General features: G+C 64.2%; 28 protein-coding genes, 1 tRNA gene and 1 other RNA gene. 13 read left to right on the top strand and 17 right to left on the bottom strand.

Going from position 1 to position 24,375, the window contains the following annotated elements; genetic code table 11:
- Window positions 1-4: 4 nt before the first annotated feature.
- From CNO20_RS12750 to CNO20_RS12730, 5 genes are all read right to left on the bottom strand, one after another.
- On the bottom strand, window positions 5-1,642 hold the full coding sequence (locus CNO20_RS12750) for an MFS transporter (RefSeq protein ID WP_101296502.1): 1,638 nt from the start codon (window positions 1,640-1,642) through the stop codon (window positions 5-7).
- A gap of 145 nt (window positions 1,643-1,787) precedes the next feature.
- Window positions 1,788-3,899: a type B DNA-directed DNA polymerase gene (locus CNO20_RS12745; RefSeq protein ID WP_101296501.1), complete on the bottom strand. Its 2,112-nt coding sequence runs from the start codon at window positions 3,897-3,899 to the stop codon at window positions 1,788-1,790.
- 3 nt (window positions 3,900-3,902) lie between these two features.
- Window positions 3,903-4,163 carry a DUF8156 family protein gene (locus CNO20_RS12740; protein WP_101296500.1) on the bottom strand — a complete coding sequence of 87 codons (261 nt, stop codon included), beginning with the start codon at window positions 4,161-4,163 and terminating at the stop codon, window positions 3,903-3,905.
- Window positions 4,150-4,830 (bottom strand): hypothetical protein, encoded by a 681-nt coding sequence (locus tag CNO20_RS12735; RefSeq protein ID WP_101296499.1) that lies wholly within the window; start codon window positions 4,828-4,830, stop codon window positions 4,150-4,152. The genes CNO20_RS12740 and CNO20_RS12735 overlap by 14 nt, the downstream gene beginning before the upstream one ends.
- Window positions 4,831-5,088: 258 nt before the next feature.
- Complete coding sequence (locus CNO20_RS12730; RefSeq protein WP_101296498.1) at window positions 5,089-5,268, bottom strand: hypothetical protein; 180 nt, start codon at window positions 5,266-5,268, stop codon at window positions 5,089-5,091.
- A 287-nt stretch (window positions 5,269-5,555) separates the two neighbouring features.
- Between CNO20_RS12730 and CNO20_RS12725 the strand changes: the two genes are divergently transcribed.
- A complete protein-coding gene (locus CNO20_RS12725) occupies window positions 5,556-7,364 on the top strand; it encodes an SLC13 family permease (protein ID WP_101296738.1) in 1,809 nt (602 codons plus the stop codon).
- A 279-nt stretch (window positions 7,365-7,643) separates the two neighbouring features.
- On the opposite strand, the gene CNO20_RS12720 is transcribed toward CNO20_RS12725, so the two are convergent.
- Window positions 7,644-7,838 (bottom strand): cold-shock protein, encoded by a 195-nt coding sequence (locus tag CNO20_RS12720; RefSeq protein ID WP_101296497.1) that lies wholly within the window; start codon window positions 7,836-7,838, stop codon window positions 7,644-7,646.
- A 1,155-nt stretch (window positions 7,839-8,993) separates the two neighbouring features.
- Here CNO20_RS12720 and CNO20_RS12715 point away from each other — a divergent pair.
- The gene (locus CNO20_RS12715) at window positions 8,994-9,422 is read left to right on the top strand and encodes a hypothetical protein (protein ID WP_143423206.1); all 429 of its coding nucleotides are present in this window, start codon (window positions 8,994-8,996) and stop codon (window positions 9,420-9,422) included.
- Window positions 9,423-9,444: 22 nt separating this feature from the next.
- On the opposite strand, the gene CNO20_RS12710 is transcribed toward CNO20_RS12715, so the two are convergent.
- Window positions 9,445-9,723 (bottom strand): DUF3006 family protein, encoded by a 279-nt coding sequence (locus tag CNO20_RS12710; protein WP_101296495.1) that lies wholly within the window; start codon window positions 9,721-9,723, stop codon window positions 9,445-9,447.
- A complete protein-coding gene (locus tag CNO20_RS12705; protein WP_101296494.1) occupies window positions 9,723-10,868 on the bottom strand; it encodes a ComEC/Rec2 family competence protein in 1,146 nt (381 codons plus the stop codon). Before CNO20_RS12705 ends, CNO20_RS12710 begins: the two co-directional genes overlap by 1 nt.
- 168 nt (window positions 10,869-11,036) lie before the next feature.
- Between CNO20_RS12705 and CNO20_RS12700 the strand changes: the two genes are divergently transcribed.
- Window positions 11,037-11,633, top strand: coding sequence for a recombinase family protein (locus CNO20_RS12700; RefSeq protein ID WP_101296493.1), 597 nt, complete (start codon window positions 11,037-11,039; stop codon window positions 11,631-11,633).
- Between the two features lie 353 nt (window positions 11,634-11,986).
- Here the strand turns inward: CNO20_RS12700 and CNO20_RS12695 are convergent, their stop codons facing one another.
- The 4 genes from CNO20_RS12695 to CNO20_RS12680 all read right to left on the bottom strand — a co-directional run bounded on the left by CNO20_RS12695 (window position 11,987) and on the right by CNO20_RS12680 (window position 14,780).
- The gene (locus CNO20_RS12695) at window positions 11,987-12,373 is read right to left on the bottom strand and encodes a cupin domain-containing protein (protein ID WP_101296492.1); all 387 of its coding nucleotides are present in this window, start codon (window positions 12,371-12,373) and stop codon (window positions 11,987-11,989) included.
- A gap of 154 nt (window positions 12,374-12,527) precedes the next feature.
- Window positions 12,528-13,709 carry a trans-sulfuration enzyme family protein gene (locus CNO20_RS12690; RefSeq protein WP_101296491.1) on the bottom strand — a complete coding sequence of 394 codons (1,182 nt, stop codon included), beginning with the start codon at window positions 13,707-13,709 and terminating at the stop codon, window positions 12,528-12,530.
- Window positions 13,710-13,738: 29 nt separating this feature from the next.
- Window positions 13,739-14,044 (bottom strand): AzlD family protein, encoded by a 306-nt coding sequence (locus CNO20_RS12685; RefSeq protein WP_101296490.1) that lies wholly within the window; start codon window positions 14,042-14,044, stop codon window positions 13,739-13,741.
- On the bottom strand, window positions 14,037-14,780 hold the full coding sequence (locus tag CNO20_RS12680) for an AzlC family ABC transporter permease (protein ID WP_101296489.1): 744 nt from the start codon (window positions 14,778-14,780) through the stop codon (window positions 14,037-14,039). Before CNO20_RS12680 ends, CNO20_RS12685 begins: the two co-directional genes overlap by 8 nt.
- Before the next feature lie 195 nt (window positions 14,781-14,975).
- On the opposite strand from CNO20_RS12680, the gene CNO20_RS12675 reads away from it, so the two are divergent.
- The 4 genes from CNO20_RS12675 (at window position 14,976) to CNO20_RS12665 (ending at window position 17,715) form a co-directional block, all read left to right on the top strand.
- Entirely contained in the window at window positions 14,976-15,386 is a 411-nt protein-coding gene (locus CNO20_RS12675; protein WP_101296488.1) for a GNAT family N-acetyltransferase, read from the top strand.
- A gap of 14 nt (window positions 15,387-15,400) precedes the next feature.
- Window positions 15,401-15,931, top strand: a complete 531-nt coding sequence (locus CNO20_RS12670) for a GNAT family N-acetyltransferase (protein ID WP_101296487.1) — start codon at window positions 15,401-15,403, stop codon at window positions 15,929-15,931.
- Between the two features lie 197 nt (window positions 15,932-16,128).
- The gene (locus CNO20_RS23025; protein WP_158237411.1) at window positions 16,129-16,467 is read left to right on the top strand and encodes a winged helix-turn-helix domain-containing protein; all 339 of its coding nucleotides are present in this window, start codon (window positions 16,129-16,131) and stop codon (window positions 16,465-16,467) included.
- Window positions 16,468-17,289: 822 nt separating this feature from the next.
- Window positions 17,290-17,715, top strand: coding sequence for an EamA family transporter (locus CNO20_RS12665; protein WP_101296486.1), 426 nt, complete (start codon window positions 17,290-17,292; stop codon window positions 17,713-17,715).
- 396 nt (window positions 17,716-18,111) lie between these two features.
- On the opposite strand, the gene CNO20_RS12655 is transcribed toward CNO20_RS12665, so the two are convergent.
- Window positions 18,112-18,183: transfer RNA gene (locus tag CNO20_RS12655), tRNA-Ala, on the bottom strand.
- Between the two features lie 133 nt (window positions 18,184-18,316).
- Here CNO20_RS12655 and CNO20_RS12650 point away from each other — a divergent pair.
- The 5 genes from CNO20_RS12650 (at window position 18,317) to CNO20_RS12630 (ending at window position 21,555) form a co-directional block, all read left to right on the top strand.
- Window positions 18,317-18,745: a GNAT family N-acetyltransferase gene (locus CNO20_RS12650; protein ID WP_101296485.1), complete on the top strand. Its 429-nt coding sequence runs from the start codon at window positions 18,317-18,319 to the stop codon at window positions 18,743-18,745.
- Window positions 18,746-18,902: 157 nt separating this feature from the next.
- Window positions 18,903-19,367 (top strand): 30S ribosomal protein S15, encoded by a 465-nt coding sequence (locus tag CNO20_RS12645; protein ID WP_101296484.1) that lies wholly within the window; start codon window positions 18,903-18,905, stop codon window positions 19,365-19,367.
- Between the two features lie 12 nt (window positions 19,368-19,379).
- Window positions 19,380-20,675, top strand: coding sequence for an exonuclease RecJ (locus CNO20_RS12640; RefSeq protein WP_101296483.1), 1,296 nt, complete (start codon window positions 19,380-19,382; stop codon window positions 20,673-20,675).
- A complete protein-coding gene (locus CNO20_RS12635; RefSeq protein ID WP_101296482.1) occupies window positions 20,672-20,905 on the top strand; it encodes a KEOPS complex subunit Pcc1 in 234 nt (77 codons plus the stop codon). Before CNO20_RS12640 ends, CNO20_RS12635 begins: the two co-directional genes overlap by 4 nt.
- Entirely contained in the window at window positions 20,902-21,555 is a 654-nt protein-coding gene (locus tag CNO20_RS12630; RefSeq protein ID WP_101296481.1) for a 30S ribosomal protein S3ae, read from the top strand. The genes CNO20_RS12635 and CNO20_RS12630 overlap by 4 nt, the downstream gene beginning before the upstream one ends.
- Window positions 21,556-21,612: 57 nt before the next feature.
- Here the strand turns inward: CNO20_RS12630 and CNO20_RS12625 are convergent, their stop codons facing one another.
- Window positions 21,613-22,029, bottom strand: coding sequence for a cupredoxin domain-containing protein (locus tag CNO20_RS12625; RefSeq protein WP_101296480.1), 417 nt, complete (start codon window positions 22,027-22,029; stop codon window positions 21,613-21,615).
- Window positions 22,030-22,142: 113 nt separating this feature from the next.
- Between CNO20_RS12625 and CNO20_RS12620 the strand changes: the two genes are divergently transcribed.
- Complete coding sequence (locus tag CNO20_RS12620) at window positions 22,143-22,835, top strand: protein sorting system archaetidylserine synthase (RefSeq protein WP_101296479.1); 693 nt, start codon at window positions 22,143-22,145, stop codon at window positions 22,833-22,835.
- A gap of 36 nt (window positions 22,836-22,871) precedes the next feature.
- Here the strand turns inward: CNO20_RS12620 and CNO20_RS12615 are convergent, their stop codons facing one another.
- The 3 genes from CNO20_RS12615 to CNO20_RS12605 form a co-directional block, all read right to left on the bottom strand.
- Window positions 22,872-23,141, bottom strand: coding sequence for a DUF7111 family protein (locus CNO20_RS12615; protein WP_101296478.1), 270 nt, complete (start codon window positions 23,139-23,141; stop codon window positions 22,872-22,874).
- Between the two features lie 197 nt (window positions 23,142-23,338).
- Window positions 23,339-23,652: signal recognition particle sRNA (ffs, locus tag CNO20_RS12610), an RNA gene on the bottom strand.
- Window positions 23,653-23,880: 228 nt separating this feature from the next.
- Window positions 23,881-24,300, bottom strand: coding sequence for a DUF7548 family protein (locus CNO20_RS12605; RefSeq protein ID WP_101296477.1), 420 nt, complete (start codon window positions 24,298-24,300; stop codon window positions 23,881-23,883).
- Between the last annotated feature and the right edge of the window lie 75 nt (window positions 24,301-24,375).

Raw genomic sequence — 24,375 nt, 5'->3', positions numbered from 1 at the left:
GGGGTCAGTCAGTCTGGTCCGACTGGGCGGCGCTTTCGGCCACCAGCAGCGCCCCCAGAACGCCGATCACCGACACGAGCGCGCACAGCAGCATCGCGCCGTCGAACGCGAAGACGAACGCCTCGCGCACCACCTGATCGATCTGCCCTGCCACCTCCGGGGCGAGGCGGCTCAGCTCCGCCTCGGCGGCTTCTGACCCCGACAGCAGCCCGCGGATCTCGGCCCGATCCGCCGCGTCGAGATCGGCTCCGGCGGCGGCGAGCAGCGCGGTCAGTCTCTCGTTTTCGAGCGCCTTGAACAGCGCCCCGCCGATCGCGACGCCGAAGACGACGCCCAGTATCCGGAGCATCCCCAGTATCCCCGAGGCCGCGCCGGCCTTCGCGTCCGGGACCGCCGCCATGCCCGCCGTGCTCGAAACGGAGTAGGCTACCCCCAGCCCGACGCCCATGAGGACGAGCGGGACGAGCATGGCGGCCAGTCCGCTCGTCGGCGAAACCAGGGCGAACAGCAGAAACGCCGCCGCCATCAGCGCCATGCCGCCCGCCATCGACCACCGCGTTCCGATCTCGTTCGCGATCTCGCTCGATTTCGTCTCGAAGACCACTAACGGGACGGTGAACGCGAGGAACACGATGCCGGTGTTCAGCGGGGAGTAATCGAGCACGTTCTGGTAGTAGAGCGTGAGGAAGAACAGGAGGGCGCCGGTGCCGAAATTGGACGCGAAGCCGACCGCGTTCGCCCCGAGGTAGCTGCGGTCGCGGAACAGGTCGAGTTCGATCAGCGGATCGCGCAGGCGCGGCTCGACGAGGAAAAACAGCGCGAGCAGGACTGCGGCGCCGACCAGCAGCCCGATCACGAGCGGGGATCCCCAGCCCGCCGTATCGCTCTGCTGGATACCCAACACCAGCGCCGCCAGGCCGGCGGTGACGGTGAACAGGCCGACGAGATCGACGTGGCGCTCCACGGTCTCGTCACGCGATTCCCGCACGGCCGCCAGCGTCAGAACGACCGTGACCGCGGCGATCGGGATGTTGAAGTAGAAGAACCAGCGCCACGAGAGGGCCTCGGTGAGAAAGCCGCCGACGAGCGGGCCGAGCGCCAGGCCCGTCCCGCTGACCGCGGCCCACATCGCGATGCCCTTGCCGCGCTCCTCGGGCGGGAAGGCGTCGCTGACGATCGGCAGGGAGGCCGCGAAGAACGCCGCCGCACCGACGCCCTGGACGACGCGGGCGGAGATGAGCCACCAATCGGTCTGTGCGAGGCCGCACAGCGCGGAAGCGCCGACGAAGATGCCGATACCGACGAGCAACACCCGACGCCGGCCGAAGATGTCGGCCAGACGCCCGAAGGCGACCATCGACGCCGCGAAGGCGAGCAGGTAGGCGTTGACCGTCCACTGCAGGCCCGTCGTCGAGGTGCCGAGATCCCGGCCGATCGTCGGCAGGGCGACCGTGATCCCGTTGAAATCGACGGTGATGAGAACGATCGCCAGGCCCGTCGCCGCGACGACCCACCACCTCCGGTTTTCCTCCGTGATCCACGACCGCCGGCGCAGCCCCCGCGCCGTCCGCCACCGCGAGGGCGCGCTCGGCTGCTCGCGGTCTGTCGGCTCTTCCGCCTCTACCGGTTCGTATGATCCCATGACGACTCCCTCGAAATCTGAGCCAGCGACTCGGCTCGTCGGTACGACCTGTCACGGCATAAACTCGTATGCACCGAAACGCGGACGCTCAGGTCGAACTGCCTGTTCGAGGCGCTCTCAAAGCGGAGTGGGGGCACGACTCTGCTCAACCCCAGTTCCGAAAGGCCGATAACGTCGAGTTCCGCGACCCCGCGAGCGCGATTTCGATCGCGGACTGTCGCCACCCCAGCGGCGAGAGGACGCTCGTCGCCGCCCGAAGCAGCAGCGTCTCGTAGAAGTCGACGTCGTACTCGGAGATCGCCTCGTGGGCCAACGCGACGCGGTCTCTCGACCGCCTCTCGTCGTCGACGACCAGGTACGAGACGTTCTCGCCCGGGCTCCGATCGAGCCCCCGTCCGGCGGCGCGCTCGAGCGCCGCCGCGGTCCGCGTGTACCGGGAGTACTCGTCGGCGCGCTTCGAGACGCGGTTGTCGATGAGGAGGTCCGCCGGATCGACCGTGCCCCCTCGCAGGCGCTCCACCCACAGCTTCAGCCGATCGCAGACCGGCTCGGGCTCGCGGTGCGCATCCAGCACCCGGATCAGGTCCTTCTGCGCCCGCTCGACGAACGCCGGCGTGCTGCGCTGGCGGCACTCGATCCCCCGGTACGTGTACTCGTCCTCGCCGGCGACCTTCCCGAAGTACTTCGTCAGCGCGCCGGCATCGCTGTCGCGCAGCGGGACGAACGCGATCCAGTCGTACGCCGCTTCGTATTCGAGGCGGATTCCGACCTCGCGGGAGATCCGTTCCGCGAGATCACAGAGCGGCGTCTGCGCTTCGCCTTCGATCCGCCGAACCCAGACGCTGTCGACGATGCCGTGGACGATCTCCCACCCGTTCGCCTCGAACGCCTCCTTCGCACGGAGCAGAATCTCCCGGGCGAAGGCGTTGATCGCCTCGTGGCACTCGATGCGTCCGAACTTCGCGTTCGAAAAGCCCTGGTACCCGAAGCAGGAGACGAGAATCCACTTGATGGCGTTCGACCGCCCCTCCAGCGCCTTCCCGCGCTCTGGATCGTCCGTCTCGGCCAACTCGGCTTTGATCCGATCGCGGTCCTCGATGAGCGGCTCGAGCACGTCGGGGAGGTAGCCCGGCTCGTCGCAGATGCTGTACCCGACTCCGGGGACGTCCTCGCGGTCGGCGTGGCACTCGCAGCGGATCCGCTCGGGGCTCACGTTCCGCGTGACGATGATGGTCGGGTACAGCGAGGCGAAGTCGAGTTCGTGAACCTCCTCGTGGAGGCCGACCTTCGGCGCGAACGTGAACCCGCCTCGATCGGCCTCGCGCAGCTGGCGCATCGTCTTGAACCGTTCGTGTCGCCACGAGTTCCACGGCACCAGCACGCCTCGCCTTCGAGCCTCCCGGATCTGTATCGCCGTGAGGACGTTTCCGATGGACGACCGGGCTACCTCCTGTAGCGGCTTGCCCGACCGTTCGACGAGGTAGAGACAACCGTCGAGGTTCGTCCGGTTCCACATGCACGTGTTCGAGCGGTCCACGATCGCCCGCCCCGGGAGGTTGTACCGCGCCGGCGAGTGCCCGACGCGACCGTCGTTCGCGTACGTCGACTCCCCGGCGAGTTGCTGCCACCCCGGAAGTCGTCCCAGCCGGAACTCCCGGTCGCCGAGCCGTTCGGCCTGCTCGTACAGCGTCGGGACGATCTCGCTCGCGTTCAACAGCAGCACGTCCGGATCGTCGTCGTCGAGGCGGCCGGCGACCGCTTCGAGGACGTCCTCCCGCGTTCCGTCCACCGTCTCGCCCCCGAGCTCGACCGTCGTGACCCGGCCGCCGACGAGCTGCGGCTCCGGAACGGAGATCGGAAGGACCGTCAGTTCGCCGGCCGGAACCGGAGAGACGCCCGCTTCGAGGCAGTACCTGAACTCCCTGTCGAAGTCGACGTTGTAACACCGGTACTCGCCGGGCTTGCGCCACCCGCGGATCTCGCGCGCGACCCCGGTGACGGCGTCGAGGTCGACGACGTCGACGCGGAGCACCGGTTCCGGGTCGCGTCTGAACCCGGTTCGCTCTTCGACGACGCGGACGCGGGCGACCTGCGGGTGTCCCCGGAGTACTTCCGAGACTTCGGCGAGGTCGCCGCCCCCGTGGGCCGAGACGTAGATCGTCGGCTCGTACGACGGATTCCGCGAGCACTCTGCTCCGTCGGCCGTCAGCGACCATTCGAGGACGTCGCCGTCGAGGTAGTCGAACGTGAACGGCATCGGTCACTCCCCGTCTCCGCGGGCTTCGAGCCGTTCTTCCAGCGACGCGATCCGCCGTTCCTGTTCGAGCGCGACGGAGACGAGAATCAGAATCTCGGCGAACTGGTGATTGAGATACCCGCCGGCGTCGGCGTGCGCGCGGGCGTGTTCGAAGAGGCGGTCGAAGTGCGGTCGATCCCGACGCCTGAGCGCCCGTCGGTAGTCCGCCCACCGGTCCTCCGTCGCTCGAACCGCGTCCCGGTACGTCGGATTAGTTCGTCCCAATGGGGATCACCTCCGGCGACCGGCCTGCGGAAGCGGGGGTCGGGTGGCGCGCGGCGAGAACGCGGTTCCAGTAGGAGATCGTCGTCTGAACCGCGCCGTCCCCGGCGGGGTACACGAGGGTCTCGAACGACTCCCCCGAGAACCGCGGCCCGTACTCGGTCAGTTCGCACTCCAGGGTCTCCGACGCGGCGTCGACGACGGGCCGCGCGAGTCCGTCCGTTTCCGATAGCGTGACGAGGACCGGAACGGCGACCTCGTCGAGCAGCCGCGCGATTCGCTCGACCGCCTCGGAGAGCATCCGCTCACCCTCGCCGCGTCGCAGGTCGCTCGCCCGGTAGAACCAGTCGAACGCCGGCAAAACGACGAGCGACGTCCCGTCCGTGACCTGCTCCGGGAGGTCGGCGAGGATGCCGTAGTGCTGCCAGGGGGTGAAGCCCCGGGCGATGCGGACGCGGTCGAGTATTCGCGCGTTCGGCGCGAGTCGGCAGAGTCGCTGCGTCGTTCCGTTGCCGTTGGCGTCGACCCAGGCGGCGTCCCCGCCCTCCAGGAGGAGGTGGTCGAGAACGAGCGAGTGGAGCGCGCCGGTCGCTCCGCGGTCCGCCCGGAGCAGCGTCATCCCGTCTTCGAGCGTCGGGAGGACCGGTTGCGCGCTGGACTTCTGATACATCACGGTCGAATGTAGGCGGACCGACCGCCATAACCGAGACCGGGCGGTTTCCGATACTTCCGTTATCTTCTCGGGAGGGGCGCTCAGGGAATTTGTGGCCGCGAACGCGCCGAGTGCGGTGCCGTTTCGCGACGCGAGTGCGATCCGAACCCCGATCCGATCGCTAACCGCGGGCTCATCGTACCCGCTTCCAGCTGTCAGTACTGGAACGACCGCACGGGAGTCGAAAGCGGTGCACCGGTTTTCAGCGGTCGGCGATTATTCCTGCTGTGTGACCGAGACGACGTCGCCGGACCCGCACTCGGGACACCGCTCGCGCTGCTCGCTGAAGCGCGCGCCGCACTCTGTGCACCGATAGCTCGCGCGGTCCCGGCTCGCAGCCTTCGCTTTCGTTTTGAACTGCTCGACCTGACGGCCGAGCTTTCTAAACAGGTTCATTACCGGTCTGAAAAGGTCCGCCAGCCGGATAAGAGTTCGGCGGTGTGCGAGCGTCGCTTCGCGCCGACGAGTCGGGCAACTCGAGGCTTCGGAGCGCCGGGAGAAGGTGCTCGAATGACGGCGTCGGTCGTTCGCGCACCCCGGCCCCTGCGCGTCGAACGAGGCCTCGCAGGTCGGTCGATAGAGATACCAGTCCTTTTCCCTCGCTACCGCCTCCTTTCGGTGTGTCTCTCTTTGTAGTCCCCCCGCTAATCCGGGGTACGGCCCTGGCCCCGGTGACGGGCGACATGCTCGTCACCTTCGCGATCATTCTCCTCGCGCTCGTTCTGTTCACGACCGAATGGCTGCCGATCGACGTCACCGCCATCCTCGTGATGGTCCTGCTGATGGTCCTCGAACCGTGGACGCAGATCTCGCCGCAGGAGGGCATCTCGGGCTTTGCCAGCCCCGCCACCATCACCGTGCTCGCGATGCTCATTCTGAGCACGGGGATCAACCGAACCGGCATCGTACAGACGCTCGGTCGGAAGATGGCCGCGTTCGCCGGCGTCGACAAGCGCAAGCAACTCGCCGCGACGATCGGCGTCACCGGGCCGGTATCCGGGTTCGTCAACAACACGCCAGTCGTCGCCATTCTGGTGCCGGTCATCGCCGACCTCGCGCACAACGGCAAGACGTCACCGTCGAAGCTGCTCATCCCGCTGTCGTTCGCCTCGATGCTCGGGGGGACGCTAACGCTCATCGGAACGTCGACGAACATTCTCGCGAGCGATATCGCGGCGCAGCTCGGCGCGGAGTCGCCCGAACTCGGCCTGCACGCGTTCGAGATGTTCGAGTTCACCAAGCTCGGCGTCGTCGTCTTCGCGGTGGGTGCAGTCTATCTCATGACGGTCGGCGTTCGATTGCTCCCCGAACGGGTCCCGGCCGAGGAGGACCTCGTCGAGGAGTACGCCCTCCAGGAGTACCTCGCAGACGTCGTCGTTACGGCGAACTCGCCGTTGGTCGGCCAGACTGTCGATGAGGCGCTTGGAGACGATGAGCTCGATATCGACGTGTTACAGCTGATTCGAGACGGCGAGCGCTTCTCCGAACCGCTCGCTCACAGGGAAATCCACGAGAGCGACACGCTCCGACTTCGAACGAACCGAGGGACGCTCGAGCAGATTCTGGACGCCGAAGGGCTCACGTTCGTCGGAGGGCCTCGGACGGAAGACGATCTCCATCCGGGGGAAGACGAGCCGGTCCTCGTCGAGGTGGTCGTTCCGTCGGGGTCGTTTCTCGTCGGAGAAACGCTCGCCAGTTCGACGTTCCGGCAGCGCTACGACGCGAACGTCCTCGCCTTTCGGACCCGCGGAGAGGTCGTCCGCGACCGATTTGAGGACATCCGAATTCGCGTCGGGGACACGCTCCTCGTGCAGGCGCCGCCCGACAGCCTCACTCGTCTCGTCCGGAACGAGGACTTCATCGTCGCCCACGAGTTCGACGACGCGGACTACCGGGGCGAGAAAATCCCGTTCGCGGTCGGCATCCTCGCCGGAGTCGTCGCGCTTCCGGCACTGAACGTCCTCCCGATCGTCGTCTCAGCGCTCGCGGGGGTGGTGGCGATGATACTCACCGGCGTCCTCAAACCGAACGAGCTCTACAAGTCCGTCGAGTGGAACGTGATCTTCCTCCTCGCGGGAGTTATCCCGCTCGGCATCTCCCTCCAGCAGACCGGGGCCGCCGCGCTCCTCGGAAGCGCCGTCGCTTCGACGGCGACGGTCCTCCCGGTACTCGGCGTCCTGTGGGTGTTCTACCTCGCGACTGGCCTGTTGACGAGCGTCATCAGTAACAACGCGAGCGTCGTGTTGATGATCCCGGTCGCCGCCAGTACCGCCCAGTCGATCGGCGCGAACGCGTTCGCGTTCGTCCTCGCCGTGACGTTCGCCGCCTCGACCGCGTTCATGACCCCGGTCGGGTATCAGACGAATCTGTTCGTCTACGGCCCCGGGGGATACACGTTCTCGGATTTCCTCCGCGTGGGTGCGCCGTTGCAGTTGCTGCTGTCGATCGTCACCGTCCTCGGGATCGCCTTCTTCTGGGGCGTCCGTGCGTAACGTGGGCTGCCCGTCCCGAACGAAAAACGCGGCGCAAGCGGTGAATCGGAAACCGGCGCAAACAGCCCTTCGCCGCACGAACGACGCCGTGAGCGAGTAGCTCGTCTCACTCAGCTGCGAAGTGCGGATCAGTCAGTTTCACCGTCCAGACGCGGTCACAGGGAACAGAGACGGCTTGAGGCGACGCTCCCCTCTCGAAGTGTGGACGTCGCTCCGTGAACGAGTTTCTCCGAAAAATGAGCCCGAGTCGCCTCTCCGTGAGGAGTAGTTCTGGGCGTCTTAGGCGCGAACGACGTTCGTCGCGCGGGGGCCCTTGGGGGCCTGTTCGATGTCGAATTCGATGTCCGTCCCTTCTTCGAGGTCAGCGCCGCCGACATCCTCCATGTGGAAGAACACGTCGTCGTCCGAATCCTCGGTGGAGATGAAACCGTAGCCGCCAGTGTGATTGAAGAAATCAACCGTACCGTTTGCCATTACGAACAAACGTAGTCCCCGACCGCGGATAACAGTTCCGAGGGTCGCGGTACCACGGTGCTTCATCGTCGACCGGACGCCCCTACACACCCCGAACGCGACCAGGCCGAGAAGCGATCAGGGACCACCGTCTCGTTCCCTGCCGGTGACGGGGTTTATCCATCGGCTCCGGCGAGCGGCTTAAAAACGCCTCAATAAATAAGGATGGCTAGTTCAAGTAGCCAGGAGTCCTACTTATATTCAGTACATGAACGTCCAAAAACCGCCGCGAACAAACGAGGTCACTGAAAAGGGACCTCCGTCCGAGCGAGCGCTGTTACTGAAACGGATCGGCGAACTACAAACGCGGGGAGAACAGGATTCGAGGCGCATTGAAGCGCTCGAAGGGCAAACCAGGCGCTTAGAAGCGACGCTGAGAATAGTGTCGACGGGGCGGTTCGAGGGGCGCTGCGCGCTCTGTGACGCGGGCGTTCTCATCCATTCCGGCGATACGTTACAGTGTACCGGTTGCGGGTACGGACGGTACCTCTGATAGGGATTATCGTAGTAGTTCACAGATCCTCTCTCGGGAAAACCGAACACCCCGACCGGTCGAGAGGCTTGCTCTCTCCGACCGGCTACGGTAATCCCGAAGAGAAATTCGGGACGGGTGAGGCGAACGATGTTCACAGCTATACGAGCCTTCTGCCGGCGATCTCCGGTGTACGGGTTTCACCGCGAACGTCCCGGCTTCCAACCCACAGAACGGTAATTCAGTATCGTTGCGGTGGCGAACCGCCCTCGTTGTACGACTAGACGACAGAGGGAAACGTCCGGCCTGCGTATGATGACCCGGAAAAACACGGCCGAGACCAGCGGCGAAACCAGTGCGCGTGGCCGAAGTGTGAGTCGACTTGTATCGATCGGAGGTGCAGGTGACAGCGTAACCACCGCGTTGCTGATCTCGGATCCCGATGCCACACGGAGATCACGATGAATCGAGAAAATTTCAATCAGACGGTAGTCGTTCAGACGATCGATGGAGTCGACGCGCTGGTCAATACGGACCCGGGAGAGGTCTTCATCGACCTACCGGCGTCGAATCCGCGCTACATTCGCGTCCGAGAGGGCGACCACATTCAGGAAGGTGACGTCCGCACGAGGACGCCTGCGGAGATGAGCGGTCCGCGGCTCACGAAGTGGCGCATCGAGTCGATCTCAACCGAGACCGTCACGGGAACGAACGCCAACACGGGTGAGACGCGGGAATGGGAGAGAGACTGGCTGGTTCAGCGCCTCGGCGCCGGCGAATTCAGCGCCGAACTAACGACGTTCGACCGGGTGAGTGTGACCGAGATCGACGAGTGGCGCGAGAGGCACTCGGTCGAAGAGATCGACGAGGTGAAGCCGTACGTGATCGCCATCGCGTACGGAAACAACGGAGAGAAGTTCACGAGCCTGTACGCCGCAACCGAGGCCGGCGACTGGGACTCGTTAGAACTGGTACAGCAGGACGAGAGCGTCCAGAACTTTAGCGGAGCGTTGCGGGAACGCTTCGACGAGGCCGTGCACAGGACGCTCGAGGTCGAACAGCGGTATCACTAGCTCGCCCCTCTGTCGCTCCGCTTCAGTCCCTCGGTTCGTCGGGCCTCCTGGAGAGGCGGTCGAACCGCTCCCGAGCGGCTTGCTCGCGCTGGGCGGTCGTCTCCGGATCGTATTTCAGGTCGACCACCTCACCGCCTTCGACAACCACCTCGAGGACAGCGCCCTCGCCAGCGGCCGCCGGAAGCCGGTCTTCGTCGAGCAGGAACTCGTCGGCGATCCCGTCGTCCGCTTCGACGAGCACGACGGCGCGCCCCTCTTCGAGACGATCGACGGTCGCAACGTACGCCCCGTCGTCAACCATCACGCGACACCCGCCTGGGCGTCAACCGCCAGGAGCGGAAACGCGGTAAGCGCGTTCTGATCTGTCGAGTCGGCCTCGAACGTCGTCCGTTCCTCGGTGTCGGCGGTCGGTTCCATCGTCACTTCCGGTTCACTCCTGAGTTCGAGTGGATTCGTCGTCGCATCCGCCTGCGTTCGCACGGTTATCGTATCGCCGTCGCTCACGAAGACAGTTGTGCCGTGGACGGCCGTCCAGTACGTCGCGATCGACCGCTCCGCGAGGCGGTCGAGCGTCTGCTCGCTGGGATGGCCGTACTGGGAATCGTAGGCGCTCGAAATAACGGCCACCTTCGGCTCGACGGCGTCGAGGAACCGCTCGCTCGAACTCGTCTCGCTCCCGTGATGCCCTCCGAGATAGACGTCAGATCGGAGTTCGGCTCCGTAGCCGTCGACCATCCGTTCTTCGGCCTCCTGTTCGGCGTCGCCCGTGAACAGGAAGCTACTCTCGCCGAACGTCACCCGAAGAACGATGCTGTTGGCGTTGGCCTCGTCCAACTCGCTGTCCGCCGGCGGATTGTAGACGCGCACGCTGGCACCTTCGAACGGGATTTCGTCGCCCGCCCGGGCTCGAATGAGGTCGACATCGTGCCGTTCGACGGCATCGAGATACCGCTCGTATGCGTTCGACGTGCTGGTGACGCCGGGATCCCAAATCTGCCCGACGCCGCCCTTCTGTTCCTCGTAGTAATCGATCACCGCCTCGTGACCGCCGATGTGGTCGGCGTCGGGGTGCGTCGTCACGAGGTAGTCGATTCGCTCGACGCCGTACGTTTCGAGGTAGGCGATGACGTCTCGGCCGTCGTTCCGCCAGTCGCCCGAATCGATCAGCATCGTCTCGCCGGTCGGCCCGACGATGAGCGTCGCATCCGCTTGGCCGACGTTGATCGCGTGGACTTCGAGCGCGCCGTCGGCCTCTCCGCGAGAGGGCGGTCGGTCTGTCGACTCTACCGGCGTATTCGTCGACGTATGTGTTGGCGACTGCGGCTCTGGCGTCGGTGTTTCTGACGCGTCGGGCGACGTCGGCGATCGCTGTTCGCCGCCGAGGCTCCCACAGCCGGCGAACACGACGAGCAGCGCCACGCTCAGCGCGAGAAGTGGTCGTCGCATACTCTTCCATGGGACCGGTGCGGAGTATATATTACGTAGGGATTAATAGTAAAATTATATTACTTAAACGAGTCAGACCGTTGTAGAAGGGGATGAATTCACAACGGGACCGCATACATAAATAGATCGAAACGTATACGTTGCGGAAAGCAGCACGTTCCGCAAAAGATGAAGGTAGCCGGATACGTCCGGGTCTCGACTGAACAGCAGCTGGAGGACGGCTCGCACGAAAACCAGCGCCAGCGGCTCGAACGGTGGGCGGACCGGAACGGGCACGACATCGAGCTCTTCGAAGACGTCTCGATCTCCGGCGGGGCCGAAGAACGCGAAGCGTACGCCCGGCTTCTCGAACGAGTCGAAGAGTTCGACGCGGTCGTCGTGCGCGAACTCTCGCGATTCGGTCGGTCGCTCCAGCGTGTCCTCTACGACATCGAGGGTCTCCACGAGCGCGGCGTCGATTTCATCAGCCTCGAAGAGAACATCGACCTCACAACCGCCCGGGGAGAGCTGTTTTTGGACGTCGTCGGCGCGCTGAATCAGTTCTGGGCCGATCTCGCCCGGGAGCGAGCGTACGAGACGGTTCAACGCCGCCGCCGGCAGGGAAAGCACGTCGGTCGTCCCAGGAAGGTCGACGACGATCAGCTCGAAGACGTTCGGGAGTGGCGCGAGAAGGGGCTGAGTTACGGCGAGATACGGACGTTACTGCGCGAGGTTCACGGAGTGGATGTCGATCGGAGCACGGTCTATCGCTACTGTAACGCGTGAGTGGCGAGACGGCACTCGCGAGAGTCACTCCCGAATCGATGGGCGTGGTCGTCGGTTATTCGGGGGCGCACGAACGCGTACGCGTCCTCTGAGGTCCCCGTTTTTTCGCGTGGCTCAATCAGTTAGCGTATCGAAAAGAAGGGTCTGGAACCGCTCCGATCGGAGCGGTCGCGGGGGATCAGTAGTTGCGACCGAGGTTTGTGCGGACGCTGTCCTCGATGGACGCGTGTGAAACGCGGCGTGGATTTTTCGTCGTACGATCTCTCTTTGAAAAGCTTTGGACTACGGGAGCTGGAATACCTGTTCGGTAGGCGTGCGTTTCCACCGGAGGGTAGTTGGAACGCGGATACGGGTTAAGCGTCTTCCCGGTAGTCGACGTCATCCCCGCGGTGATAGTACCCGTGGATGGACCGTTCGTCACGTCCACCGGGCGCGGAGCCGACGAATATCCCCGGGTTGTCCGAATCCGGATACACCGTCACGTCGGGCTCATTCGTCGTCGAGACGACGAGATATCGAAGCGGCGAGTCGGGAGCGTTGATCACTTTGTGTCCGCCAGTCTCATCAGAGGGGAAAGATACGTAATCTCCTTCGCTGAGCGTACGTGTGTCGCCGGCGAACCGAAGCGTCCCGGTTCCAGCAAGCACGTAGAGCGCCTCTTCGTTCGCGGTGCGGTACTGGTACGTCCACGACTCGTGGCCGGACGGTAATTCACCTTTCCTTGATCCGCTTCCGCCCATTCGAGGTCGCCCTCGTTTACGCGACCCATAGATCGCCTTGCGAACTGGAGAACCTGGTTTTTGTCCCGCGGACGTCCACCGACAGAGACGTGACTGGGATCGGTCTACAATACGACCCGGTCTTAATTCCCGTGCGCCGTTTGAACGTCGTCACCTACTGTCGGAGGTGTGAAAGAGCTCGCTCGAGATCGCTAATCAGATCATCGCTGCACTCGATGCCGACCGGAGAACGGACGAGCGATTCCGAAATGCCCGCTGCCCGCCGTTCTTCCGGTGAAATAAACGAGGCGGACATCGACCACGGATGGTCGATGAGCGATTCTACGCCACCGAGACTCACCGCGATCTTAAACAAGTCCAATCTTTCCAGTACCGCTCTAGTTTCAGCTTCCGTAGCGTCTAATTCGAACGAGACGACGCCTCCGAATCCGTCCATCTGGCGCTCAGCTAACTCATGTTGCGGGTGGGACTCCATGCCTGGGTAGTTCACGCTGAGTACCGCCGGGTGGTTACTGAGAAATTCTGCGACACGTTCGGCGTTCGCTGCGTGTTTCTCCATCCTCAACGGGAGGGTCTTCGTCCCCCTAAGTACCAGATACGCGTCAAATGGGGCGAGGAGATTGCCGAGATCGTACTGTTGTAGTTCGGAGACACGATCTGCGACGGCGGAGTCGTTCGTCACGACGACGCCCCCCGTCGAATCGCTGTGACCGTTCAGATATTTGGTCGTGCTGTGGACGACGAGATCTGCTCCGTGTTCGAGTGGTCGCTGGAAAAACGGCGTGGCAAAGGTATTATCGACCCCCAGCGGTATTTCGCGTTCGTCAGCTATTTCCGAGATTGCGTCGAGATCGCAGAGCTTCAAGAGCGGGTTTGTCGGTGTCTCCATCCAGATGAGACTCGTCTCCGGCCGAATCGCGGCGGCCACACTGTCCGGGCTGGTAGCGTCTACATAATCGATTTCGACGCCGAGTTGCCCTCCGAAGAGATCATCGAATAAAAGCCGGGTCCCGCCGTAAATCCCGTCGAATGCGACGATATGCTCACTTGGTCCTGTGAGCGTCAGTCCCGCGGTGGCAATCGCTGCTGTGCCTGAACTGAACGCAGTCGCGTACTCTGCCCCCGATAGCCGAGCGAGACGGATTTCGAGAGCGTCTCGGGTCGGATTTCCGAACCGAGAGTACTTGTAATCGTGTCCCGGTCTGCCCGGAGACCGCATCTCGTGATGCGTTGCGAGGTGAATCGGGGAAACCACGTCACCCGTCTCGGTACCCGCGTCGTTTTCACCGCTGTGAATCGCCTCGGTCGCTACGTCGTATTTCGTGTCTTCGTCCATTTTGCACACCGTTTGTGGTTGTCCGTACGTCAGAACACCTGCCGTAGAATGACGATACACCCGATTCCCAGCATCAACGTCAGCACTACGCTATCGGTCCGCCAGGCCCCAACGATCACAACAACGGCCGCAATCCATGCAGGCGGGCCAACGCTTGTGAGCGATGGAAGTACGACCGCGACAACGATCGCACCGGGGAGCCTCTCTATCCCGGATTGAATCCGGGATGAAATGTCGACCCGACCGAGGACCCAGAACCCCCCTGCCTTCGTGACGTATGTGGCGACGCTCATGCCAAGAATGACAAGTACGACGTTCGAATCGAGATCACTCATCGTAGCGAACCACCCCGACAAAAAATCCGCAAAGCCCGCCGGATACGATGTACCAGTATCCAGGGAGGATTTGTGCCGTGATCACGGCGACTCCGGCAGCTCCAGCCCACGGCAAGAAATCGGATCGTCCCTCCCAGAGATCGACAGCGATCGCGAGGAAGATTGCCGTTAAAACGAAATCCAGGCCGAATCGAGCTGGATCCTCGATAGCTCCACCGACTACCGCTCCGACGACGGTCGCAGTGACCCAAAACGACCAGATTGCCAAGCCGCTCCCTAACAAGAACGATCCATGGCGACTACCCGTCCGGAATTCGCTTATTGTGAGCGCCCAGTTTTCGTCCGCGGTGAAAAAGATACTCGCGTAGGCTTGAGCGGCAGTGAGGTGCGTAAACCAGGGGCGGAGCGCAGCACCCATTAGCAGGTACCGGAGGTTCACCACGAACGTTGTCCCGACGAGAGCAACTGCCGGTATCGGATCTGTCCACATCTCCATCGCGATGAGCTGGGCTGCGCCGGCGAGAACAGTTGCGCTCATCAGAACCGCCTCTCCCGTGCTCAGTCCGGCTTGGCGGGCGAGTACTCCGAATACGATCCCATAGCCCCCGACACCGAGGGCGACCGGGAGACATTGCAGATAGCCATCACGGATACCGGTTAGCGAAAATACAACCTCGTTCGTCTCAGACGAACTGCTCTCCTCGAAACGAGGCAGCGCGTTCTCTTCTTTTTCCATAAGCACCCTCTCTCAGATCGTTCAGCACCAGTCTCTATTGTCCGTGCGCCGCATGAATTTTCGGAGAAATTTATTTCTCCGACAAATAAGTTCCGTATTTACAAAAATGGAAAGTGATATCATTCATACTTGTGACCAGTTCGGTGAGGGATCGAGGAGGCCTTCCGCCCGCTTGAAGCACCCGATACGCAATACATGACAATACGGAAATTAGGATCCGAGACGGAACGACGATCCGCGGTTCCGATCCTCAGGCAGTTATGGAGCGACTCAACCCCGGACGAGGTAATGAGGTGGACAGGGGCTGATGAGTATCATCTCTTCGGGAAGTTCGCAGACGACGAGTTGGTAGGCGTAGCAGGTGTCCTTGTTCGTGAGTTTCTCCACCACACGAAACACGCCTGGCTCTACGATCTGGTCGTTGACGAGCCCGTTCGGGGGCGAGGGTATGGAGCAGAACTAGTAAATCACGTCGAGGAGTGGGCCTCCGAAAGAAACTGCGAGTACCTCGCCCTGGCAACGCCCCTCGAGAAGGAGAACGTCCACGACTTCTACGGTAGTCTCGATTTCGAGAAGTGGGGTTACGTTATCGAGAAAAAGTTATAATCGAGAGTAGGACGATGCCAGGGTCTGTTTTCCTAGCGGGTGACCGCCTCGCGCTATGGACGGTTGAACCCGAGGACTACGAGTTCATCCGGAACCATTGGAATCGACCCTCCAACCGACGGATGACGAATCGGCGTAAACCGCTGTCCGACGGGCAAATCGCCTCGTATATAGCGGAAAACGATGATCCGAGAGCACATTTCATCCCGTGTCGGAACGGCGAACCAGTAGGGTTCATCTGGTTCCCACAAATCGACGACGTTTCCGGCTATGGGGAGATCGGCTACTGGATCTGTGAAGAGCATCGCGGAAGCGGCTACGCGACCGAGGCGCTACAACTCGCGGTCGAGTACGGCTTCGACGATAGGCGGCTTCACAAACTTATGGCTCGGGTGTTTGAACAGAATAAGGCATCAATGCGCGTGTTGGAAAAAGTCGGCTTTCAGCGAGAAGGCCGATTGCGCAGTCACTACTACGTTAACGGAGAATACGTCGATGCGTTCGTATTCGGGCTACTGAGAGAGGAGTTCGAAAATTCTCGTTGACCGACTTTATGCCCGAGAACGGACAGTTCCCGAACTGTCCAACTACAGAGGGGGTATCGGAGTTCTCCCGATCGAGCTGCGCTACGCCATCGTCAATTTCGACTCGACAGAGATCTATAGAAAGCGCTGAGGAGACGGGTGAACCCTGAAGAGATAGAATTACGGACGAGGTCCACAAAGGACATACGAGACAACCGATGGCAATCCCGACTTGGGTCTGGCCCGGTAGCGCAACCGCTTCAGGACGGCCGTTCGATCAGACGAAAATTGGGGACGTTTCGGAAGCGTTCGGGGTCCTTTCGAATCCGATTCGCCTCGAAATTCTCAACGCCATATACGAGCGTGAGAGCCCGATTTCGTACACCGATCTCCGAGCCGCGACATCGATCGACGACAACGGGAAGCTCAATTATCATCTTCGTCAACTAAATAGGTATATCGTCAACGAAAACGGACAGTACACGTTGAGCGAACAAGGAAGACGAGTCATAGAGAGCCTCGTCGTAACAGAAGATGGCGTGTTTTTCGATCAATAGTTCGCTTCGATCACGATTCACCTGACGAGTTGTCCACCTGGCTGTCCGTGACAGTGACGACCAGCAAGGTTAGAGCGTCGCGTCGTAGGAACGGTGAGGGTCTGATCCGCGATCCTGTGAGGTCATCGATGCTCCGGTAGGAAACCGATACCGGAAGAAGCGAGGTCGATTGATCGAGTTGTAGCACGCTGATTTCATGCGGTAGTTTCGTATCGTCCGTCGTGGACGGTGACTCGCGAACGGGTTGGTACGTAGGCGTGCATGTGACCGCGCTATTTGAGCGCGTGCGATTTTGGGATTATCCGGTTACCGCCGATCAGTGGGGGGACGATCAACAGGTCGGAACTCGTGAAAACCGTCTGACGGGCGTCGTTACTGAACCCGCAATACAGTCGAGCGACTTCTATACGAAGCCGTGGAGAAATACAATTCTCCCAATAATTAATCCAAGCAGTTCTTCGTTCTAGTGTGATGGAACCGGAACAGTACCCCTCGCTGGGCTCACCCCCCACCCAGGTGAGCAGCGTCCGGACGGCGCTCTTGGCGACAGTGCTGGGGTCGTTAATGTGACGCAGCGAATCAGCTGCTCAGTTAAAGTGCCACTGTAGCGAGACAACACCTATCGGGGTCCGACGGTATTCCTGAACCTGTGTCAGACCGGGACGAAAACTAACCGACAAGAGTTGTTCAGCTTCCGCATACATGTCAACATACCCGGTGTATAACTTACCCAAAGCACACTCATACTTTGACAGCGAGTATTTGAACACCAGTTATAATGAGCACGGATCTTCTTTAAATAGCGATACGAGGTCCTCACTGATGGGATTTGCTGAAATGGATTCAGGAATTTTGTTCGGCTTGATTACAATGACGTCGTGGGGGATTTGGATAATCTTGGGCAACGCTGCGTCGGAGTCCATCGATCCGAGGACTGCCGCCGCGATCTCGTATCTCGTAGCGGGTCTTCTCGCACTTGGATTTATCGTCGTTTCAGATGCATCGCTCGCCGTTACTGCGAGAGGAGGGCTGCTTGCTGGCGCGGCTGGATTGTTCACTGGAACCGGCCTCATTTCGATGTACATCGGATTCTCCCAAGGGTCAACGACAACGGTCTCTACTCTCGGTGCGATGTACTTCGTCGTAGCGGCCATCATCGGTATGGTCGTTCTCGGAGACGAGGTTACGATAACGAAATTTATTGGAATCGCGTTCGCAGGTCTCAGTATCGTCTTAATCACTCGATAGCATCGATAGCCTGCACGTCTCCGGTATCGTGAAGATCAGCGGAGAGTCGCAGGAGAGTTCGCCAGACCGCCATCTTGAGTTGCCTGCTTCCGTGATCATACGGTGCCATCTTAAATAGGCCTCGACTCCGTCTGTTCGATCGGAACGAAAGCAGAAGCCGTATGGACTCGCCGGGACTGAGCGAACGCGGAGCGTTCGCGAAGGTCGGCGAGGCTACGACTGACCGAACGAAGTGAGGGTAGAAAGTGGCCTCGCCGGGATTTGAACCCAGAGGAAGACGGTCCTGCTCGCTTCGCTGCGCGGGCTGCGACTTCCAGGGCTTCAAATCCACGCGTTCGCTTCGCTCACGCTCAGCTCGCCCATTCTCGCTCCCTCGGAAAACCTCGGTCGCTCCGATGGACTCGCCGGGATTTGAACCCGGGGCCTCTCCCATGCCAAGGGAGTGATCTACCTCTGATCTACGAGCCCTCGAACGCACCTCATCGTACCCCGGTATAGCTAATAAGGCCTTCGACTTTCGGGGGCGGGCCGAATCGGGCGCGAAAAGCGCGCTCCGTCGCGAGTAGATACGCCTATCAGACCGGAACGCCACCGCAGCAACATGAGCTACGAACTCCGCGAGGAACTCCCGACACCGGAGGAGTTCGTCGCCCTCCGCGAGGCGGCGGGGATGGCCCCGCGGACCCTCGAAGCGGCGGAGCGCGGCCTGCCGAACAGCGTCTACGGCGTGGCCGTCGTCCCCGAGGGCGAAGACGAGGTGGTCGGCATGGGGCGGATCGTCGGCGACGGGGGCACCGTCTACCAGCTCGTCGACGTCGCGGTGCATCCCGACCACCAGGGGCGCGGACTCGGGACGGAGATCGTCGCCGCGCTGGTGAGGTACCTCCGGGAGAGTGCCCCGGAATCGGCGTACGTGAACCTGATGGCCGACGTGGACGGCTTCTACGAGCGGTTCGGCTTCGAGCCCACCGCGCCGGCCTCGAAGGGGATGTACCTCCGGATCGGAGCCGACGAAGTCGAAACGGTTTAGTCCGCCACGGGGGGATACTCACGCGGGAACAGCACGATCGCAAATCTGACTCGTCCGGTCGGCTTCGACCGGGCTCGGGATTGCGATAGTGCCCCGGGGCGACAGCCGTCGCCGTCGGGTACGCTATCCTGCGGTCAGTGCGTTCCAATCCGCAACTATGGCACGAATGCACACCCGCCGTCGCGGGCAGTCCGGCTCGGACCGCCCGGCGGCAGACGAACCACCGGAGTGGAGCGACGTAGACGCGGCGGAGATCGAAGAGCGCGTCGTCGAGCTCGCGGAGCAGGGCCACGACCCGAGCGTCATCGGCCTGAAGCTCCGCGACGAGGGCGTGAAGGGCACGCCGGTCCCGAACGTCAAGCTGGCGACCGGCAAGAAGATCACTGAGATCCTGGAGGACAACGACGCCGCGCCCGGGCTTCCCGAGGACCTCCGGAAGCTGATGGAGCGCGCCGTCCGCCTGCGCGAGCACGTCGAGCGCAACCCCCAGGACCACCAGAACCGACGCGCCCTGCAGAACACCGAGTCGAAGATCCGCCGCCTCGTCAACTACTACCGCGGCGACAAGCTCGACGCGGACTTCACCTACAACTACCGGACGGCGAGGGACCTCCTCGAATAACCGCGTACCCCGATGTCGACCGCGCGCTCCGCCGACGAGAACGCCACCGCCGCCGAGGTCGCCGCGGCGCTCCGCGACGCCCCGTTCGTTCGGATCGTCGCCCGCGCCGACGGCGACTCGCTCGCGGCGAGCGGCATCCTCGCGCGGGCGCTCCGCTCGGTCGGCGTCCCGTTCCACGTCCGGGCGTCGCCGGACCTCGCCTCGATCCCCGTCGCCCCCGACGGCGACGGGATCGACGTGCGAGTCGGCCACGGCGGGCTCGTCGCGCCCGACGGGGGAGCCGTTCCCGGCGGCGACGCGGACTTCGTCGTCTCCGCCGCGTCCGGCCCGGCGACGCTCGCCGGGTTCGAGATCGCGCGGGAACTCGGCGACGATCCGGATCCGGTGCTCGGCCTGGCCGGCGTCGTCGCGGCCGAGTCGACCGTCGAGGCCGACGGGAGCGCGCCGCTCCTCGACGCCGCCGAGGTCCGCGACCGCGTCTCGCGCAGGCCCGGCGTCGCCGTGCCGACGGCGGATCTCGCCGACGGCGTCGCCCACACGACCCTCGTCCACACGCCCCTGTCGGGCGACGTGGAGCGAGTCCGCGCGGCGCTGGCCGAGCTGGAGCTGCCCGCGGACCTCGGCGAAGCCGCGCACCGACGGGTCGCCTCGCTCGTCGCCATCGAGGCGACGGCCGTGGAGGACGCGACGCCGCGCGCCGCCGAGGCGGTCGGCCGCGCGCTGCGCCCGTACGCGACCCCCGGCGGGCCGTTCGAGACCGTCGGCGGCTACGCCGACGTCCTCGACGCGGTCGCGCGCGAGCGACCCGGAACGGGAGTCGCGCTGGCGCTCGGCCACGGTGACTGCGGCGCTCCCAGCGGCGCGGCCGCCGTCGACGCGAGGACGCGCCTGCGGACCGCCGCGCTGGACGCGTGGCGCGAGCACGCCCGGAACGCCCACGCGGCGCTCGCCGAGGCGACGACCGGCCGGTACGACGGCGTGTTCGTCGCCCGCCCCGGGTCCGAGACGCCCCCCGGCGCGCTCCCGACGGTCGCGCGACTCCTCCGCGACTTCCGATCGCCGGAGCCGGTCGCGCTCGTCGTCGCCGACGGGTTCGCCGCCGCCGCGAGCGTCGAGCCGATCGATCTCGGCTCGGTTATGACGGCGGCGGTCGCGGCCCTCGACGGATCGGGCGGCGAGGCCGACGCGACCGACGGACCGCCCCGCGGCGGTGCGGGCGCGGGGTACGGAACGGCGACGCGCGGCGGGGCCCGATTCGACGGAACGGCGGAGGCGTTCGTCTCGGCGTTCCGGGGGGCGCTGCCGTGAGGCGCGCGCGGATCGAAACGCGGCACGAGAACGCGGTCCTCGTCGCCGCGGCCGTGTCCCCGGACAACACGGACTCGATGCGGACGACGGTCGACGGCGACGCGGTCGTCACCGAGATCGAACGGGAGACGACCGGCGGCCTGCAGTCGACAGTCGACGATTACGTGGTGAACCTGACGGTCGCGGAGACCGTCGCACAGACAGCGAACACACACCGAAATCAACCATGAGCGAACGATCAGTATCCAAGCAGAAGCGAGGTAAGCGATGGTACACCGTGCTCGCGCCCGAGCAGTTCGACCGGGCCGAGCTCGGCGAGACCGTCGCCGACGAACCGGAGAAGGTACAGGACAGGACCATCGAGGTCACGCTCGGCGAACTCAACGACGACGCCGGGTCGAACAACACCAAGCTCACGTTCAAGGTGACCGACGTCGGCAGCGACGCCGCGTACACCGAGTTCGTGAAGCACGAGCTGACGCGCGATTACCTGCGCAGCCTCGTGCGCCGCGGCGCGTCGAAGATCGGGGCGAACGTCACGCTCCTGACGAAGGACGACTACCGGGTGCAGATCCAGCCGGTCGCCTTCACGACGAAGAAGGCCGACAGGAGCCAGGAGATGGCCATCCGACGGGTCATGGTCGATATCGTCGAGAACGCGGCCGAGGACCGGACGTTCGAGCAGCTCGTCGACAGCGTCGTCAACGGCCGGCTCTCGTCGGCCATCTACGGCGAGGCAAAGACGATCTACCCGCTGCGCCGGGTGGAGATCCAGAAGCTGACGCTCGAAGCGCGCCCCGACGAGGTCGAAGAGGAGGCGGAGACGGCCGTCGAAGTCGACGAGTCGGACGTGGCGGTCGAAGAAGTCGAGCAGGAGTAACGCGCGGCGACGCTCGCGGGCGAGCGTTCGTCGACGTCGGTCCGCGCCGCGAACCCGCTACTTTTCGACGACGATCGTGCCGATCATCCCGCCCTGTTCGTGCGGGATGCAGACGTAGTCGTACCGGCCGGGCACGTCGAAGGTGTGCCGGTAGCTCTGGCCGCTCGTGAGCGCGCCGCCCATGTCCTCCCGCCACGCTTCGCGGGCGGCGGCCTCGCCGTCGTACCCGCCGCTGGCGAAGTAGTCGGCCCCCTCGGGGATCGAGTTCTCGTACGCGGTCACGGTGTGGGCGCGGGAGCTGGTGTTCGTCCAGACTACCTCGTCGCCGACGGAGACCGTGTACTCGGACGGATCGAACGCGACGGCCCGCATGCCGACGTCGTAGTTCTTCGGCCCGAACTGGAGCGCCGTGCAGCCCGCGACCCCGGCGAGCCCCGCGGCCCCGACGCTCGCGAGGAACGTCCGCCTGTTCATGCCGGATCCTCGGAGCCCAGCCGATAAAGGCGGCGTGGTTTTCGCGCCGAATCTCGACCGCGCGAACGCCGGAGATGTAAAAACGTAAACCCCCGGTCCGCAACTCCCGTCGTATGCAGCCGCGGTTCGTCCGGTTCGCCGGCCGGTTGGGGCTCGCTGACGCCGTGACGGTGAGCAACGCCGCGCTCGGCTTTCTCGCGGCCGTCGCGGCCACGGTCGAGCCGAACCTGGCGGCCCGGCTCATCCTCCTCGCGGCGATGGCGGACGGGCTGGACGGCGTCATCGCCCGGAAGGTCGGAGGGACGCCCGCCGGCGAGTACCTCGACTCGCTCGCGGACGTGGCCTCCTTCGGCGTCGCCCCCGCGATCCTCGTCGCGTCCGTCGTCAGGGGGGCGTGGTCGCTCGAGTCGGAACCGCTGCTCTTCGCCGCCGGCATCGCCTGTCCCGCCCTGTTCGTGGCGATGGCGGTCGTGCGGCTCGGCCTCTACACCGCCTACGACGGCGACGCCGAGTCGACCGAGGGCGTCCAGACCACGCTCGCGGCGACCATCCTCGCCGCGGGCGTGCTCGCCGGGTGGTTCGTGGGGCCGGCGGCGCTCGTCGGGCTGACCGCGCTCCTCGCGGCGCTGATGGTGACGACGGTGAACTACCCGGACCTCCACTGGCAGGACGCGCTGGTGATGGGCGTCGTGCAGGCGCTCGCCGTCCTCCTCACGGGCTTTCCCGGCGAGGTGTTCGCCTTCGGCCTGCTGTTCGTGGCCCTCGCGTACCTGTTCCTCGGGCCGCGGTTTTACTGGCGAAAGTGAGCGGTCTCCGGCGGTCGATGAGCGCCGCCGCGGCGGTCACATCCCCATGTCCGACGCCCCGTCGGGGATCGGCAGGTCGCGCGGGGAGACGCCGAGCAGTTCGGCCGCGTGGTCGAGCGCCATGTCGAACCCGTAGTACCGCTCCAGCTCGTTGCCGTCGGGGGTCGGTCGGACCTTGAGCATCGCGTACCCCTCTCTGTTCTGCGCGATCGCTGCGGTCCGCCCGTCGCGGGAGAACGTCAGAACGCGCTCCGCGTCCGTCTCGTAGTACCTGGCGGTGACGCCGCCCGCCGTGGCTTCGCTCATGGCCGACCGTTCGAACGGGGGTCAGTCGAAGCTACCGGTTGCGACCGGCGGATCGAGCACGGTTCCGGTTCGAGTGAGAGCGGCGACGTCGAGGGCCTCGCCGAGGATTTCGAGCGATTCGCCGCGACAGTTCGTGTCCGGCGCTGCGATTCCGAAGGATCGCCGTGGCTGTCGAACAGTGAGAATCGAGTATGAATGGACGGACTGACCGGGGTTGCCCGGCGTTCCGGCGCGGGTAATCCCGGTTGCCTCCTCCACCCCGCGACCCTACGAGCGACGCACGTCCGACGATCCGCTGCTCGCTTCCGCGCCTGACGGGGTGCCGCCGGCGAACCGCGGCGCACCGTCCCTGCGGACGGATGCCGCGGACCGCTGTCCCCGTAGGACGAGGTTTCTACGTTGGCTCCCGGGGCCCGCGCCGGTCTGACCGGACGCGCCCGGCGTTCGGTCCCCGCTGAAGACTCTATTGCGGGCGAGGGAGCAGGGCCTAACTGCCCGACCTAGTCCATCACTTCATACCCGCTTGCCTCTTAAGGGCCTTTCGACTCGTTCCGGAAAGCCCCCGACGCCGCGGGGACGTTCGATCGAACTCCCCGAACGTCCACGACCGCCGACCTTGACGCGAAGCGACGGGCGTTCGACGACCGCCCGACAGCCTCGTCCCGAAGCCTCGATAGCCTCGATGGCCTTGATGGCCTCGATAGCCTCGGCCGCCGTCGCCGCAGACCGTCGTCGCGTCTCAGACGCCCAGCGCCGCCCGGGTGTAGGCGACCGCGCTGAGCGCGACGAGCCCCGCCGCGGCGACGACCGCCCAGCGGTGGTACTCGAGCCAGGCGTCCTCGGGCGGGAAACTGAAGAGGAGCGTCTGGTTGATCGAGAGCGCCCACAGGAGCGAGAGACCGAGCGCGGAGACGCCGAGCACGAGCGCGATGCCCGCCGCGACGTCCGGGTCCGCGCTCCCGTTCCGGCCGGCGAGGAACACGACGACGCCGACGAGCGCGAAGAACGCCAGGGCGGCCGCGCCGATCGGTCCGGAGGCGTAGTACTCCGCGAGCCCGACCTCCGGGGCGCTGAGGAACGCGTACGGGGCGGCGAGCGCGGCGAGCAGGACGAGACAGGCGACTGCGCCGACGGCCGGGGCGACGTCCTCCGTGTCCATGCGCGGATTTCGGGAGCGTCGGGGGATAAATGGTTTGAGATCGATCCGGACGCCCCGTCGCCGCCCCCGACCGCG

It is taken from the genome of Halegenticoccus soli (assembly GCF_002844195.1).
In the GTDB taxonomy this organism is placed as follows: Archaea; Halobacteriota; Halobacteria; order Halobacteriales; family Haloferacaceae; genus Halegenticoccus; species Halegenticoccus soli.
This window is presented reverse-complemented; position numbering and strand designations above follow the sequence as displayed.